General features: G+C 58.4%; 16 protein-coding genes and 1 tRNA gene. 7 read left to right on the plus strand and 10 right to left on the minus strand.

Annotated features, from left to right (window positions below; genetic code table 11):
* Nucleotides 1-43 precede the first annotated feature (43 nt).
* Together ACIQUH_RS07165 and ACIQUH_RS07170 are read left to right on the plus strand one after the other, a co-directional pair.
* Nucleotides 44-119: transfer RNA gene (locus ACIQUH_RS07165), tRNA-Thr, on the plus strand.
* A 270-nt stretch (nt 120-389) separates the two neighbouring features.
* Complete coding sequence (locus ACIQUH_RS07170; RefSeq protein ID WP_400813389.1) at nt 390-959, plus strand: hypothetical protein; 570 nt, start codon at nt 390-392, stop codon at nt 957-959.
* A 90-nt stretch (nt 960-1,049) separates the two neighbouring features.
* Here the strand turns inward: ACIQUH_RS07170 and ACIQUH_RS07175 are convergent, their stop codons facing one another.
* Nucleotides 1,050-1,403 (minus strand): nuclear transport factor 2 family protein, encoded by a 354-nt coding sequence (locus ACIQUH_RS07175; protein ID WP_003522435.1) that lies wholly within the window; start codon nt 1,401-1,403, stop codon nt 1,050-1,052.
* 396 nt (nt 1,404-1,799) lie between these two features.
* On the opposite strand from ACIQUH_RS07175, the gene ACIQUH_RS07180 reads away from it, so the two are divergent.
* Nucleotides 1,800-2,402 (plus strand): J domain-containing protein, encoded by a 603-nt coding sequence (locus ACIQUH_RS07180; RefSeq protein ID WP_003522436.1) that lies wholly within the window; start codon nt 1,800-1,802, stop codon nt 2,400-2,402.
* 7 nt (nt 2,403-2,409) lie between these two features.
* Here the strand turns inward: ACIQUH_RS07180 and ACIQUH_RS07185 are convergent, their stop codons facing one another.
* The 5 genes from ACIQUH_RS07185 to uvrB all read right to left on the minus strand — a co-directional run bounded on the left by ACIQUH_RS07185 (nt 2,410) and on the right by uvrB (nt 8,915).
* Nucleotides 2,410-3,018: a DUF922 domain-containing Zn-dependent protease gene (locus ACIQUH_RS07185; protein WP_400813390.1), complete on the minus strand. Its 609-nt coding sequence runs from the start codon at nt 3,016-3,018 to the stop codon at nt 2,410-2,412.
* Nucleotides 3,019-3,176: 158 nt separating this feature from the next.
* Nucleotides 3,177-3,632 (minus strand): PRC-barrel domain-containing protein, encoded by a 456-nt coding sequence (locus ACIQUH_RS07190; protein WP_400813391.1) that lies wholly within the window; start codon nt 3,630-3,632, stop codon nt 3,177-3,179.
* 101 nt (nt 3,633-3,733) lie between these two features.
* Nucleotides 3,734-4,795, minus strand: coding sequence for a GTP pyrophosphokinase family protein (locus tag ACIQUH_RS07195; RefSeq protein ID WP_400813392.1), 1,062 nt, complete (start codon nt 4,793-4,795; stop codon nt 3,734-3,736).
* A 90-nt stretch (nt 4,796-4,885) separates the two neighbouring features.
* A complete protein-coding gene (locus ACIQUH_RS07200; protein WP_400813393.1) occupies nt 4,886-5,839 on the minus strand; it encodes an alpha/beta hydrolase in 954 nt (317 codons plus the stop codon).
* 109 nt (nt 5,840-5,948) lie between these two features.
* On the minus strand, nt 5,949-8,915 hold the full coding sequence (gene uvrB, locus ACIQUH_RS07205) for an excinuclease ABC subunit UvrB (protein ID WP_400813395.1): 2,967 nt from the start codon (nt 8,913-8,915) through the stop codon (nt 5,949-5,951).
* 268 nt (nt 8,916-9,183) lie between these two features.
* Here uvrB and ACIQUH_RS07210 point away from each other — a divergent pair, with 268 nt between their 5' ends.
* A complete protein-coding gene (locus tag ACIQUH_RS07210) occupies nt 9,184-9,537 on the plus strand; it encodes a DMT family protein (RefSeq protein WP_035223996.1) in 354 nt (117 codons plus the stop codon).
* 108 nt (nt 9,538-9,645) lie between these two features.
* Nucleotides 9,646-10,068, plus strand: coding sequence for a GNAT family N-acetyltransferase (locus tag ACIQUH_RS07215; protein ID WP_400813459.1), 423 nt, complete (start codon nt 9,646-9,648; stop codon nt 10,066-10,068).
* A gap of 17 nt (nt 10,069-10,085) precedes the next feature.
* Here the strand turns inward: ACIQUH_RS07215 and ACIQUH_RS07220 are convergent, their stop codons facing one another.
* On the minus strand, nt 10,086-10,469 hold the full coding sequence (locus ACIQUH_RS07220; protein WP_400813396.1) for a winged helix-turn-helix transcriptional regulator: 384 nt from the start codon (nt 10,467-10,469) through the stop codon (nt 10,086-10,088).
* Between the two features lie 153 nt (nt 10,470-10,622).
* Here ACIQUH_RS07220 and ACIQUH_RS07225 point away from each other — a divergent pair, with 153 nt between their 5' ends.
* Nucleotides 10,623-11,234 carry an NAD(P)-dependent oxidoreductase gene (locus ACIQUH_RS07225; protein WP_400813397.1) on the plus strand — a complete coding sequence of 204 codons (612 nt, stop codon included), beginning with the start codon at nt 10,623-10,625 and terminating at the stop codon, nt 11,232-11,234.
* A gap of 12 nt (nt 11,235-11,246) precedes the next feature.
* Nucleotides 11,247-11,723, plus strand: coding sequence for a nuclear transport factor 2 family protein (locus ACIQUH_RS07230; protein ID WP_400813398.1), 477 nt, complete (start codon nt 11,247-11,249; stop codon nt 11,721-11,723).
* A gap of 66 nt (nt 11,724-11,789) precedes the next feature.
* On the opposite strand, the gene ACIQUH_RS07235 is transcribed toward ACIQUH_RS07230, so the two are convergent.
* From ACIQUH_RS07235 to ACIQUH_RS07245, 3 genes are all read right to left on the minus strand, one after another.
* The gene (locus ACIQUH_RS07235) at nt 11,790-13,154 is read right to left on the minus strand and encodes a PepSY-associated TM helix domain-containing protein (protein WP_400813399.1); all 1,365 of its coding nucleotides are present in this window, start codon (nt 13,152-13,154) and stop codon (nt 11,790-11,792) included.
* 47 nt (nt 13,155-13,201) lie between these two features.
* Nucleotides 13,202-13,606, minus strand: a complete 405-nt coding sequence (locus ACIQUH_RS07240) for a DUF2946 family protein (protein WP_400813400.1) — start codon at nt 13,604-13,606, stop codon at nt 13,202-13,204.
* 193 nt (nt 13,607-13,799) lie between these two features.
* Entirely contained in the window at nt 13,800-14,192 is a 393-nt protein-coding gene (locus tag ACIQUH_RS07245; RefSeq protein WP_400813401.1) for an acyl-CoA thioesterase, read from the minus strand.
* Nucleotides 14,193-14,241: the final 49 nt, after the last annotated feature.

Raw genomic sequence — 14,241 nt, forward strand, 5'->3', positions numbered from 1 at the left:
TTTACACCAAGTCAGAATCTGATAGTTGGCAAGGCACTGGCTTGCCCTTGTAGCTCAGTTGGTAGAGCACCTGATTTGTAATCAGGGGGTCGCGGGTTCGAACCCTGCCGGGGGCACCAGTAAAATCAATCGCTTAATCAAAAATCTGTTTGGTTGAATGCACCGGATGACGGGCGATGCTTCGTGTCCGCCACCGCTGATGGCTGAGCTCTGGCCAGATCGGAGTTCCCGGTTCCGGCCTGACAGCTGGGAGGCTTGCCTATCGGGAAGGTGATCTCGCCCACTATTAAGGCGGGATCGAGAAGGGCGCGGCATCCGCCAGAGTTGTAAAGCCCTCGGGTTTAAGCATATTGTTCAGCGGACAAGTTGAACAATAGCGGGCGCTTTCAATGGATGCATATGGTCATTTGCGGATATTGGTAAGCCTCATCCTCGGCCTTGCTATTACCCGCGTGTTGTCCGGCCTTTCCAGAAGGCTGCAGGAGCCGCAAAAAACCGATCGCATGCACGCGCAGATCGTCTGGTCGCTTGTCCTGCTTCTGGGAGCGGTCCATTTCTGGTGGTGGGAGTTTGCCCTACGGCTCATCCATAACTGGAATTTCTGGATTTACATCTTCGTTCTGGTCTACACGTCGCTCTTTTTTTTGATGTCGACGCTGCTTTATCCCGATCACATTCAGGAGTTGTCCGAACGGGAAAGTTTTTTCGTGCGCAGGCGACATGCGTTCTTTGCCCTGTTTGCCACCTCGTTCGTCTTCGATCTGCTGGACACCTACATCAAGGGGAAGGAACATTTCGAACAGCTCGGTCCATGGTATCTGGTAAGGATAGTCGGCGGTCTGGTTATTGCTGTCGTGGCGATGAGAACCGATAGCAGCCGCAAAATCATGTGGCTCGGTGTTATCTGGCTCTTCCTTAACGCGCTCTGGATAACGGCGATCTACAGCGACCTGTTCTAGTTCTTTCAGTGGCAAAGTAACCGGATCGCGGGCAGGGGCTGCGAGCGGAACGCGGAAGCGGATAATGCGGGATGGCGGTTTCGATGATGCCTATGGCTTTATGTGATAAAGCTTGTGCACGATCGACCAGTTGCCGTCGCGTTCCAGCAGGGACAGATATTCGTAAAAATCCATGCCGTCGAAACGGGTCGTCAGCTTCACCGAGGCGCTGTCGCCCTCCTTGTCGATGCCCATGATTTCAAAAGCGGGATCGTGATCGGGGAGGCCACGTTCGCTTTTGCGCATCTGATCGACAAAATCCTCCAGGGAAAGCCACTCGATCTCGCCTTCGAAGGTTCCGACGATGCTGGCGCGCGGGTCGAAAACGTCGCGCATCAGGCTCTCATCCGCATAGGCCATGGCATGGACATAGTCCGTGACGGTCTGGGTAATCGTTTGCGGCATCGGATCGTCCTCCCTTCTGATCCAAAAGCCAAGCTTACACCCGTTGGCGCCATTCCACCATAACCCCCTGAAAACGTGCCGGTTACGCTTCTGTCCGTGATGTTTTCCGGCCGGTTGCGGCAGGTGCCGCGCAGCGCCGTGCGGCATGTTTTGACGAGGCTTTCCACAATTTTGTCCTGCCTGTCATTATAGTCGCCTTGGGTCCGACAAATTTCGGCATCAAGGGCTTTTCCGCCGGTTGCGATGCGGTGCGCCACGAGGCTTTGTGCGGGCTTTGCCGGTTTAACCGCCGGGGCGGGGTGCCGCGCCGGGCGGAATTGGCCTATGATCCGTTCGCCGGCCCGAGGGGAGCGGTGTTGGGCATGCGGGTAACAGTTTGCGTTTGAAGGTGTTTTTGTGATTGATCCCTATGTTTTGCTTGGCGTGGAGCGCGATGCCGACGAGGCGGCGATCAAGTCGGCCTACCGCAAGGTGGCCAAGGCCGCCCATCCCGACAGCGGCGGCGATGCCGAGCAATTCGCGCGCCTGCAAACGGCTTACGAGCTTCTGAAGGATCCGGTGCGCCGCAAGGTGTTCGACGACACGGGTTACGATCCGCAGCTTGCCGATGCCAAGGATCTCAAGGGCCTGCTGATGCTGGAAACGCTGGTCAATGAGTTCATTCTCGATGAGCGCGAACCCGGCAGTTTCGATCCGGTGGCAGCGATGCGGCGCAAGCTGACCGACGATATTCTGAAAAGCCGTTTCCACATTCTGGAACTGGAGCGGCACCGCACCCGGGTCCGCAAACATATGGATCGTCTCGGCCGCAAGCCGGAGACCGATGTGCTGAGTTCCATGCTGCGCGCCCGCAGCCAGTCCATTGCCGAAGCCATCCGCAATGCGGAAGCACAGATCGAGGCAATCGAGCAGGCCTATACGATGCTGGAGGGTTATTCCTACGAACTCGAGAGCGTTACGCTCGCCGAACCTCTGCTGAAAGGCGAAGCGGCGGAATAGCCGCTACTCAGGGGCCGTTTACCAGCGCGAGAATGAGCTGGTGCACCCGCCCGCCGGGGGAAAGCTCGTCGCGGTCGAAGTCGCGGCCGCGCTGGCGCTGCTCGTTGGAAAGTTCGCCGAGACGCTGCTGCAGAACGGCGCGCACTTTCTGGCATTTGGGATCGTTTTCTGCCCTCAATCCCGTGCTGAAGGCTTCGATCTTCTGCACCATGTCGAGAATATGCTCGCCATGGACGCGCTCATGGGTCTCCACGCCGGAAATGAAGGTCTTCCAGCTGGCGGCGACGGCAGGCGGCAGGCTGGCCGGGGCTTTCGGCCAGGTATAGATGATGGTGAGATTGGGCCTTGCGGTGGCCAGAACGCAGGCGCCATCCGGTTGCGGACGATAATCCCGCCGCCATGTCAGCTTGAAGGTGGTGTGGGCAATGGCCTGCACACCGGCCGTCGGGCCACGTTCGCCGATCGACTGGTAAAGCGCGCCGCCGGTATTGCCGCTGATCGCATAGGTTTTGATCTGCTCGGCGGGTTTCCAGCCGGCCGACTGCGCCGACAGCGGAAGGGCGCCCATTAGAACGGCGGCGCTGAGGGTGAGGGAAAAGAGACTATGGGCAGGCACGCATCGATCCTTGCTGGTTTGCGCGCCGAAGATAGGCGAGGGGCAGGCGGTCAGGCAAGGGTCTGAGGGCGAGGATTGCCGGCTGCCGTATCAAATCATGCATATGCAAACCCCCGCGCCTCGGCGCGGGGGAGACAAGTGTCCAACTGCAGGGGTAATCAGTCGTCCAGCTTGTCGTAATCGAGTTTCGGTGCGTTCTGCAGCGCTTCCTTGGTGGTGTCGACATAGGCCTTCCAGGTGCCGTTGTCGTTGTGAACCGCGACGGACGCCGGGTCGAGCACGACGTAGCTCTTGTCGATGCCGAGGAAGCCGCCGACGCTGGCGACGAGACCGATCACCGACTTGCCGTCGCCGATAACCACATCCTCGATCTCGCCGATGTTTTCATTCTGGGCGTTGTAGATGTCCATGCCGTCGAGCTGGGAGGCGGTGAGGTCGGTCTTCTGGACATTGACGAACTTCAGCGGGGCCGTGGCCTTGGTGCCCATGGTGATGCCGGGACCGGAGAGAGTGGCGTCCGCGCCGACAGCAGGGGCCGTGGTTGCGGTCTGGGCAAAAGCCACGGAAGAGGAGAGCGCTGCTGCGGCAGCGAGAGCGATGACATTGATTTTCATGATGTTTCTTCCCTTTGTATGCTGAACGTTGCGTTCGGGGAGGAAACGGGGAAGGGTGGATTTGGTTCCGCATGGGAGGACGTATTTGATGATATCGCTGATTAGCCTAGGTCATCGTCCTCCATTTCGTAAATGTCTTCGTTGTCACTAGCGTGGGACAATATTCTCTTATAGTTCTCTGGCGATGATAGCCTTTCGTAACATTCGAATGTTTTGGGATCGAGAGTAGGATCGTCCAAAACCCACTTCACGCCCAGATTCATAATTTTATCGACGTCGCGAATTATCATCCAGTCGCGAACAAGTCCGTATATATTGGTCTCTATTCCCAATTGGTCGGCAATTTCTGAGTAATTTTCAGGAATTAGTTCCTCAAGTTGACTGACGGTATTAATTTCAAATCCATTTAATTCACGGATTAGCTCATTTAATTCTGAGTGCATATAAGCATCGTCTAAGGTGAATTTATGGTTCTTGGACCAGTTTTCAATAAATTCTGTGAGACTAATAGAGTCGATTGGAAAATCTAAATTGCCGTCCTGATAGCTCTTGTTAAGTTCAGCCGCATAGATATCAATACCTTGAGCTATTTCACTGAAGCCTTTGTCTGCAATCTCAAGAAGACCCGCATGCAAGTAGAGGCTGCGCTGCAGTTCATCGGGAAGATTTCCGCGAAATTTATATGATCGATCATGTGCTAGTTCTGCCCAAGCGTGTTGCAATACAGTCCTGATTTGGAACTCGAATTTTAATCCGTCTAAGCCGCGAAACTCCGGTAATTTTGCGCGCTCATTGCCCAAATCACAGACATAATGCACAGAGCGATAGCCAACCTGATTTGATAGCAATGCTCTGTCTTTGTTGCTGCTATTCTTCAAGTCTACCTCAAATGAGGAGGAAACAATTGAAGAAACTTTTATTATATCCGACTCGACAAAGAGAATTATCCTAACTCCCGATATGTCTGTCATATCTACGGATGGTCTCTTGTAGTTTTTTCTTTTTATTTTCTCTTTTACGCTTTCGATAGTTTTCGTTCTTCCCGTGACGGATAGAAATTCAATGCCATTATCTTCTAGAAGGTTTTTGGTAATAGCTACGACAGAATCTGTTAGTCTGCTATGTTTTGGAATGGCGTCACTTAACCAGTTATCGAGGTCCATATCTGCCGCTCATCCGATCTCGAAGTTTGATTGCTAAAATTTATATTCATAAATATTTGATACCGGTGTTTTTTCAAGAACATTGTAAATCTATTCGGTTTTATCCCATTCCCCATCGATGAATTTCAGCGCATCGATGATCGAGACCTTCCACACAGACCAGACGTGATCGCCGTCCGTCACCCGCAATTCGGATTTGCGCTTGTCGGCCTGCAGCGTCTCGTGCAGGGCGATGGCGCCGCGCCAGAGGAAGAAGCCGTCATCGTCGCCCACGGTCAGATAGGTGGCGGGCAGGTCCTCGCTTTCGGCGACGTGCTGGGCGACGAGGGTGAAGACGTTCTTTTCGTTAAACAGCCGGGCATCAAAGGGCGTGCCGAAGGCGCCGGAGAAATGATCGCCGGTCGAGGGCAGCACGATGCCGCTGGTGACGGTGGCACGGTCGACGCGATGAAAAAAGGCGCTGTCCTGAATAAGCTTGAGTTCGGCGGGTGTCTTGTCGAGATCGGAAGCGGGAACGTTTTGCCAGATGGCGCCCGACAGGCTGGCGACCGCGCCATAGAGGTCCTCATGGCCATAGGCGAGGTGCAGGGCGCCAAAACCGCCCATGGAAAGGCCGGCTATGGCGCGGCCTTCGCGATCCTTACGCACCGGCAGGGTTTTTTCGATGTGGTGGCGCAGATCGCCGGTCAGTGCCGTTTCATAATCGCCAGGGCCTCCCACGGCGGCGGAGTCCACATACCAACTGTTCTTGACGCCGGGCATGACGACAACAAGCGGACGGATGGTGCCGGCCTCGATGAGCGTATCGAGCGTCTTTTCGATATTGCCGAGGTCGCGCCAGCTGTTCTGGTCGCCATCGTGACCATGCAATAGGTAAAGAACCGGCCAGCCATTGTCCGGCGGGGTGCCATCCGGGCGGTAGACATTGACGGGAAGTGGCGCGTTCAGAGCCGCACTCTTGAATGTGGCGTCTTCGATCTTTCCGGCGAGGGCAGTACCGGAGGACATGAGCAGGCAGAAGGCCACAAGGCGTTTTTTATACATATGGGTCTCCTGTCATCACGGCCTTAAACGATCAACGTTTGCAGGGCCTGCGCGTTCCGGAACCCATAATGTTGCGGCATAGTCACGACAGGGCCCTGCAGGTCGGGTACTACCGCCCCGGCCGGCCCGTCTTGCCCTTCGTCCGGCTTTTGCGTTTCTGCTCGCCGGCATCCTCGTAGGAGCCCGCACCGATCTTGCCGCGCACCAGAGGTCTCGGATCGTCCGTGGCACGCTCGGGCTGGCCTTCCAGCAGCGGTGAGAACCGTTTGCCGGATTCGGTTTCGGGCTTGTCGGGCACCGCGCCGCGCACGGGCTTCTCGGTTCTTCCCACCGTCATTTCGTCCAGCGTGTTCCTGCGGAACAGCGGCTTTCCGGCGTCCGAGCCGGGGCCCATTTCGTCCAGAGAGGGTTTGGCGAAGAGGGAGCTGGAGGTTGCCGGGTGTGGCTCACCCCCCTCTGTCCTGCCGGACATCTCCCCCTCAAGGGGGGAGATCGACTCGTGGCGGCGTCTGTTGTTTTTTCCGCCGCCTTCGACCGCGCGCGCCTCTTCCTTGGCCATCGGGTCGTCCATGGTCGCCAGTTCGGCGGCCTTGAGGCGCTTGATCTCGTCGCGCAGGCGGGCGGCCTTTTCGAAGTCGAGATCGGCGGCGGCGTCGCGCATGGATTTTTCCAGCGCGTTGAGATGGGCCTGCAGATTGTTGCCGACGAGGTGGCCGCCATCGGCGAAGCCCTTGCCGGAAACGCCTGAAATATCGGCCCTTACGTGGTCGCGCTCATAAACAGAATCAAGAATGTCGGAGATCTTCGCCTTGACCGATTCCGGCGTGATGCCGTGTTCGGCATTATAGGCCATCTGCTTCTCGCGGCGGCGGGAGGTTTCCTCCATCGCCCGCTTCATCGAACCGGTGATATTGTCGGCATAAAGGATGACCTTGCCGTCGACGTTACGCGCGGCGCGACCGATGGTCTGGATCAGCGAAGTTTCCGAGCGCAGGAAGCCTTCCTTGTCGGCATCGAGGATGGCCACGAAACCGCATTCGGGAATGTCGAGACCTTCGCGCAAAAGGTTGATACCGACAAGCACGTCGAAAGCGCCGAGGCGCAGATCGCGGATGATCTCGATGCGCTCCAGCGTGTCGATATCCGAGTGCATGTAACGGACGCGGACGCCCTGTTCATGCAGATATTCGGTGAGGTCTTCGGCCATGCGTTTGGTCAGCACGGTGCAGAGCGTGCGATAACCCTTGGCGGCGGTCTCGCGGATTTCACCGAGAACATCGTCCACCTGGCTGCGGGCGGAACGCACTTCCACTGGCGGATCGATGAGGCCGGTCGGGCGGATGACCTGTTCGGCGAAGACGCCGCCCGATTGCTCCATTTCCCATGAGCCGGGGGTGGCCGAAACCGCGACGGTGAGCGGGCGCATCGCGTCCCATTCCTCGAAGCGCAGCGGCCGGTTGTCCATGCAGGAGGGCAGGCGGAAACCGTATTCGGCCAGCGTCGCCTTGCGCCTGAAGTCGCCGCGATACATGCCGCCGATCTGGCTGACGGAGACGTGGCTTTCGTCGATGAACAGCAGCGCGTTGTCGGGGATATATTCGAACAAAGTCGGCGGCGGCTCACCGGGGTTGCGGCCGGTGAGGTAACGCGAATAGTTTTCGATGCCGGCGCAGGAGCCGGTCGCTTCCAGCATTTCCACATCGTAGCGGGTGCGCTGTTCCAGCCGCTGGGCTTCCAGCAGGCGTCCGGCCTTTTCCAGCTCGGCGAGGCGGCCCTTCAGCTCTTCCTTGATCGACTTGATCGCGCCATTCAGCGTCGGGCGCGGCGTGACATAGTGCGAATTGGCGTAAATCTTGACCGATTGCAGGTCACCGGTCTTCTGGCCGGTCAGCGGGTCGAATTCGGTGATGGAATCGATCTCGTCGCCGAACATCGAGATACGCCAGGCGGCATCCTCAAGGTGGGCGGGGAAGATTTCGATGGTATCGCCGCGCACGCGGAACGAACCGCGCTGGAAATCCATGTCGCGGCGTTTGTATTGCTGGGCCACCAGGTCGGCCAGAAGCTGGCGCTGATCCAGCCGGTCGCCAACCTGCATCTGGAACGTCATGGCGGTATAGGTTTCCACCGAACCGATACCATAGATGCAGGAGACCGAAGCGACGATGATGCAGTCGTCACGCTCCAGCAGTGAGCGGGTGGCGGAGTGGCGCATCCGGTCGATCTGTTCGTTGATCGAGGATTCCTTCTCGATGAAGGTGTCGGAGCGCGGCACATAGGCTTCCGGCTGGTAATAATCGTAGTAGGAGACGAAATATTCCACCGCATTGTCGGGGAAGAAGTTCTTGAACTCGGAATAGAGTTGCGCGGCGAGCGTCTTGTTGGGGGCGAGGATGACAGCCGGGCGCTGTGTCGCCTCGATCACCTTGGCCATGGTGAAGGTCTTGCCCGAGCCGGTGACGCCGAGCAGCACCTGGCTGCGTTCGCCGGAATTGATGCCTTCCACGAGGTCGTTGATGGCCGTAGGCTGGTCGCCGGCGGGCTGGTAGTCCGAGGCCATGCGGATGGCGACGCCGCCTTCCGATTTCGGCGGGCGGGCCGGGCGGTGCGGCGTCCACAGCTTGCCGTCCTTGAACAGCGGGTTGCCGCTCTCGATCAGCTTCGACAGCGCGTCCACCGTTGCAGTGACGGCGCCCGGCGCGAGGTTGGCGGCATCCTCAAGCGATACGTCCATGCCGGCGACCGGATTGAGACCGGCAGCGGCGCGGGTTTTCGGATCGCTCGATGCGCCGATGGAAACGCCGCGCGCGGTCTTGGAGGCCGTGGTGTTTTTGGCCGTCTTCGAGGCGGCTTTTTCGGTTTCCTTGCGCGCTTCGATCTCGATCTTCTTGCGGTGCTTGCCCGCTTTCGAGGCGATTTCGCGCTGGGTTTCCACGGAGGAGGCTTCCGCTTCCGCCTCCAGCTGCTTCACCCAGTCAGCGACGCTGCCGCTGAGCGGTGCGCCTTCGAAGGACGATTGCGGAGCTTCCTCGAAGCCCGAGGGCGAGGAGGTGGAGTTTTTCGGTGATCTGGCCATGCGCGAAATATGGAGGGAGTCACGCATAAAGGGAAGGGGATGCGGTGAAAAAATGAGTACAAAAAGGAAACGAAGCGTGCGGAACAAAATTCGGCCGGATGCGTTGCGTAGCGGCTGAAGACAGCTTTGTTAAAATCCGCAGAAAATCGATTCCGGTTTTCGGGCGGATGCGCTAGAGCAAAATCCATATGGGCGGAATGAGGGTTCCCTTCAGACTGCCTTCTCCTGCCGCATTCATGACATCCCTCCCTTTTTTCCAGGACCCATCATGCCGTTTTCGATCAGCCCTGCCCATATCTGGCCTGTCCTGATGCTTATCGCCTCCAATGTTTTCATGACCTTTGCCTGGTATGGCCATCTCAAGCATAAGGGCAGCGCGCTCTTCCTGGCGATCGTCGCCAGCTGGGGCATCGCCTTCTTCGAATATATGCTTGCCGTTCCCGCGAACCGCATAGGGTCGGAGGTCTATTCCACCGCCCAGCTCAAGACCATTCAGGAAGTCATCACGCTTGCGGTCTTCGCGCTGTTTTCGATCTTCTGGCTGAAGGAAAGCATCACCATCAATCACGTGATCGGTTTCGCGCTGATCGCTTTCGGCGCTTCCTTCATTTTCCGCTCCTGAAGACGAACGGAAGAGACCGGCGCTTTGCCGGCCCGGCACCAATCGCAACGCATATGAGGTGATGTATCGATGAAAATACGCCCTGCAAGAGTTGACGATGCAACGGGAATGGTGGCGGTTCAGAACGAGATATTCTCGGCCGGCCTTCGAAAAGCGCCGACGGATATTGCGGCGGTGCTGGAGAATTACATCCAGCACGCCGACCGTATCGAGTGCTCGGTCGCCGAGGATGAGGACGGGCGCATTCTGGGCTTTCAGTCACTGCGTTATGCGCGGACGGACAATCCCTATGGCGTGGCGGAAGGCTGGGGCATCATCGGCACCCATGTCAGCCCGCTGGCGGCGCGAAGAGGGGTCGGCTCCGCCCTCTTCGCCGCGACGCGGAGGGCGGCGGAGGCGCGGGGCCTCAAGAATATCGATGCCAGCATCGGCGCGGACAACATGCTCGGGCAGAGCTATTACGACGCCATGGGCTTTACGACCTATCGCCAGCCGGAAGGGCTGGTCTGCAAGGTTTACCGGTTGGGCTAGACGCGGCCTGTTTCCGGTCAGCCGCGATTGTCGTTTTCGGAATATTGCAGGCGGGCCTTGCAGATGCGGACGTGGTTCTCGTCGGCCCATTGCACCAGCAATTGCATCGGCACCAGAAACGAGCGGCCGAGATTGGTCAGTTCATATTCCACGCGCGGCGGCACCTCGGCATAAAGCGTGCGGCGGATGAAGCCATCCTCCTCCAGCCGTTTCAGCGTGCGCGATAACATCTGCTTGGAAATATCGTCGATCCTGCGGTTCAGCTCGTTGAAGCGCAGCACGCCGCCCTGCAGGGCTTCCAGAACCAGCAGGCTCCATTGATCGCCGATACGGTCCAGTACGTCGCGGATGGGGCAGGGCTGGTCAAAGGCAAAAATTTCTTTGGTTTGCGTATCCGCCATGTCATTACCCTTGCCCTTTTTACCCCTGCAGGTCATCGCCATGTGACCAGATCAGCCGACGCTGACTTCTTGCGGCTATGGCTGCGATACCATAGCTCTTCTTCTAGGTCTACAATCTAGACCAATAACGATAGTGACAAGAGGAAAGAAGCCATGGCTAAAATCGCACTCATCGGTGCTTCCGGCAATGCCGGGTCCCGTATTTTGAAGGAACTTTCCGACCGGGGACATCAGGTGACGGCGATCGCCCGCAATCCTGAAAAGATCGCCAATCTGCCTGATGTCGTGGTGAAGAAGGGCGATGTTTTCGATCAGGCAGGGCTTTCGGAACTGCTCAAAGGTCACGATGCCGTGATCAGCTCGGTGCATTTCACCGCCAGCGATCCCGTAACGCTGATCGAGGCCGTGCGTGCCTCCGGCGTTCAGCGTTATCTCGTGGTTGGCGGTGCCGGCAGTCTTGAAATCGCGCCGGGCCAGCGTGTGGTCGACCTGCCGGATTTCCCGGCCGCCTACAAGGCCGAAGCAACCAAGGGGGCGGAGTTTCTGGACCGTCTGAAACAGGAAAAGCAGCTCGACTGGACCTTCCTGTCGCCATCCGCCGAATTCGTGCCGGGTGAAAGAACGGGCAAATTCCGCATCGGCAAGGATAGTCTCCTCAGCAATGATGAGGGCAGCCGCATTTCCTTCGAAGACTACGCCATCGCGCTTGTCGATGAAATCGAGAAGCCGCAGCATTCCCGCCAGCGTTTCACCGTCGGTTATTGAGAGGTATCAGCCATGAATATCGTGACACGTCGTCTTGCCATCGCCACCCTTGCCCTTGCACCCGCGCTGATGGCCGCGCCGGTTCTGGCGCAAACCGCAACGCGCGATCTCGCCCAGGAAGAGGCCAACCGCAAGCTGGTGATCGAGTTTTACGATACCGTCTTCAACAAGCATGACGTGGAGAAGGGGGCTGCCGTCATTGTCGACAGCTACAAGCAGCACAACCCGATGGTGCCGGATGGCAAGAAGCCGTTCGTGGATTATTTCACCGGCCATTTCAAGGAAAACCCGCAGTCGAAGGCACGTATCGTGCGCAGCGCGACCGATGGCGATCTCGTCTATCTGCACATTCATTCGACCGAAAAAGATGGCGATCGCGGCACGGCCATCGTCGATATCTTCCGCGTCACCGACGGCAAGATTACCGAGCACTGGGACGTGATCCAGCCGGTTCCGGAAACGGCGGCGAACAACAATACGATGTTCTGAGGGCCATTGCCGTCGCATTGCCGATGACAGGGGAACAGCCGGGATTTTCGCCCGGCTGTTTCATTTTCAGATTGTGCGTCTTTTCTGGCGGGACTGTACGATCAGATCCAGCGCCAGCATGGCCAGCAGGCTGGCGCCCACCAGCGGGAAGATGATGCCGCCGATGGCGAGCATGACGAGCAGGCCGTACAGGACTCGCTTTTCCTGCGGCAGGGGCGGCACGCCGAGCGACCCTTTCGGGCGGCGTTTCCACCACATGATGCCGGCGGACACGGCGAGCAACACAATGCCGATACAGGCCGCCAGAAGCACGATCTGGTTGGCGAGGCCATATTGCTGTCCCAGATGCACGTTGATGCCCCATTCCAGCGCCTTCCCGAGCGGGCCGTAATCGGCGTAGCTCATGTCGATCAGCGGCTCCCCGCTATATTGATCGAGATGGACGACACGTTGTTGCGCCAGATCATCGGGATAGACAGAGCCGCTATAAACCCCGCTCGGTTTTCCCGGCAGGGCGACCGCGTAACCGGCGGCAAGGCCAAGCGCGTCGAAACGTGCGATCGCCTCATCGATCCCGATTGGCTGGCCTTCGGCGGAATGGGTTGATTCCGGGATTTTCGCCTGCTCCAGCGACCAGCTTGTTTTCGCCACGTGATCGAGATGTTCGCCTGACATCGGCACATCGGTGCGGATGCCCGCCGGATATCCGAAGTTGCTGCCATTCGCCCATTCATTGACCTTCGCACCCCATACGCCTGACCAGGGCATGCCGGTGACCGCAAGGAAAACGATGAAAAAGCCGACGAAAATGCCGGTGACAGCGTGGGTATCGCGCCAGAACACCCGCTTTTTTGGCGTACCGCGCACGGAGATGACACCGCCGGTCTGTTTGCGTGGCCACCAGAGATAGATGCCGGTGGCGACGAGAAGAATGGACCAGCCGGCGGCGATCTCGATCAGATAGCGGGCATAGGTGCCGAAATATTTCAGGCTGTGGAGATAGCGGATCGTCCACATGACGGTGCCGCGATCCGGCAGGGAACCGGCCACTTCTCCGGTATAGGTGTTGACGTAGACGGCTCGCTTTCCATCCGCCGTATTGACAGTGATTTCCGTCGATGCACCCGGATCGGCGGGGGTGGTATATTTGACGGCGGTGCCGGGAACCGCCGCAAGCGCTGCGGCCACGATCTCGGAAGGCAGGGCTTTTGGCGCATTTTGCACCACCTCCACGCGCTTCAGGTCCGAATGGATGAGATTATCGAACTCATCCCGGAAGAGATAAAGCGCCCCGGTGATGGCGAGCGATATCATGAAGGGCAGGACGAGGAGACCGGCATAGAAATGCCAGCGCCATACGGCGCGGTAAAGATTTGCGGACGAGGAATGCGCAGGCGCACGCTCGCCCTCGAAAGAGGTCGTAACGGACATGGATGTCTCCGCAAGAAGATTGATTTTCCGGCTGGCCGGACAGTGTTCTAGCGCTGCGGAGCGGAGGGAGGTGCGCGTGGGCGCGATTCCAGGTTGGGCGGTGATGGCGGTAACAGCGCCTCGACGTTCAGAAAGGCGACTTCGACCGCCGGGATGATCCTGTCCGCGCGTTCAACGGGAATAACCGGAAGAGCGGCGACCGTGGCCGAGGCCAGACGGCAGAGCGTGCCGCAGCAGTCATCGGCGATCTTGCCGGCCGGGTTCTGTTTGCCGGAGCCACCTTCAGGCATATGGCTGGAACAGATGATTTCATCCGCCGCGAGCGCGGCCATCGCCATATTGCCGCTGGTCAGACCGTTGGCGAGACCCTGCAAAAGGAAAAGCAGAACCGCCAGCATGGCGATGGCGCCCGCCGAACTCCTGTCCTGCATGATCCTGCGAATGAATCCCATGCAATCGCAATGTCACATTCGCGGCGAAATGTCACCGCGACACAATGACGGCAAGGGAGGGACGGCAAGGGAGGAACGACAGGGGCGCGCATACGCTGAAGAATGATCCCGGTAATGCGTGGGATGCCGATGCTGCCTGCTCTATATGCGGCTTGAACGGAGTGCGGCGCTGGAGCCCGGCGCCGCAGCGCGCTTAATCCGCGGCCGGAATGGGCGTGGGTTGTCCGTTTTCGTCCATCGCCACCATGATGAAGGTTCCGGCGGTGACTTTCTCGAGCTTGTCATAACGCGACCGCTGCGCCCAGGCTTCCACCGTCAGCGTGATGGACGTGCGGCCAACGCGGGCGATATCGGTATAGATGGACAGCGTGTCGCCGATCTTCACCGGCAGTTCGAAGGCCATTTCCTTGACCGCCGCCGTGACCACGCGACAGCGGGAACGCTCCGCGGCGCGGATGCCGCTCGCCAAGTCCATCTGTGACATGACCCAGCCGCCGAAAATATCCCCGGCAGGATTTGCGTCGGCCGGCATGGCGAGTGTCCTGAGCGTCAGCTCGCCGGTCGGTTTGATGGTCTGCTCGGTCATGTTGAGATTTTCTCCATGCGGAATGACAAAGGCGCAGCATGCGTTGCGC

Source organism: Agrobacterium sp. NPDC090283, assembly GCF_044769685.1.
Classification (GTDB): Bacteria; Pseudomonadota; Alphaproteobacteria; order Rhizobiales; family Rhizobiaceae; genus Agrobacterium.

Bases quoted from the DNA above. Each gene is read 5' to 3' on its own strand.
- ACIQUH_RS07170 (WP_400813389.1), top strand. From the start codon at position 390: ATGGATGCATATGGTCATTTGCGGATATTGGTAAGCCTCATCCTCGGC.
- ACIQUH_RS07175 (WP_003522435.1), bottom strand. From the start codon at position 1,403: ATGCCGCAAACGATTACCCAGACCGTCACGGACTATGTCCATGCCATG.
- ACIQUH_RS07190 (WP_400813391.1), bottom strand. From the start codon at position 3,632: ATGAAAATCAATGTCATCGCTCTCGCTGCCGCAGCAGCGCTCTCCTCT.
- ACIQUH_RS07195 (WP_400813392.1), bottom strand. From the start codon at position 4,795: ATGGACCTCGATAACTGGTTAAGTGACGCCATTCCAAAACATAGCAGA.
- ACIQUH_RS07200 (WP_400813393.1), bottom strand. From the start codon at position 5,839: ATGTATAAAAAACGCCTTGTGGCCTTCTGCCTGCTCATGTCCTCCGGT.
- uvrB (WP_400813395.1), bottom strand. From the start codon at position 8,915: ATGGCCAGATCACCGAAAAACTCCACCTCCTCGCCCTCGGGCTTCGAG.
- ACIQUH_RS07210 (WP_035223996.1), top strand. From the start codon at position 9,184: ATGCCGTTTTCGATCAGCCCTGCCCATATCTGGCCTGTCCTGATGCTT.
- ACIQUH_RS07215 (WP_400813459.1), top strand. From the start codon at position 9,646: ATGGTGGCGGTTCAGAACGAGATATTCTCGGCCGGCCTTCGAAAAGCG.
- ACIQUH_RS07220 (WP_400813396.1), bottom strand. From the start codon at position 10,469: ATGGCGGATACGCAAACCAAAGAAATTTTTGCCTTTGACCAGCCCTGC.
- ACIQUH_RS07225 (WP_400813397.1), top strand. From the start codon at position 10,623: ATGGCTAAAATCGCACTCATCGGTGCTTCCGGCAATGCCGGGTCCCGT.
- ACIQUH_RS07230 (WP_400813398.1), top strand. From the start codon at position 11,247: ATGAATATCGTGACACGTCGTCTTGCCATCGCCACCCTTGCCCTTGCA.
- ACIQUH_RS07235 (WP_400813399.1), bottom strand. From the start codon at position 13,154: ATGTCCGTTACGACCTCTTTCGAGGGCGAGCGTGCGCCTGCGCATTCC.
- ACIQUH_RS07240 (WP_400813400.1), bottom strand. From the start codon at position 13,606: ATGGGATTCATTCGCAGGATCATGCAGGACAGGAGTTCGGCGGGCGCC.
- ACIQUH_RS07245 (WP_400813401.1), bottom strand. From the start codon at position 14,192: ATGACCGAGCAGACCATCAAACCGACCGGCGAGCTGACGCTCAGGACA.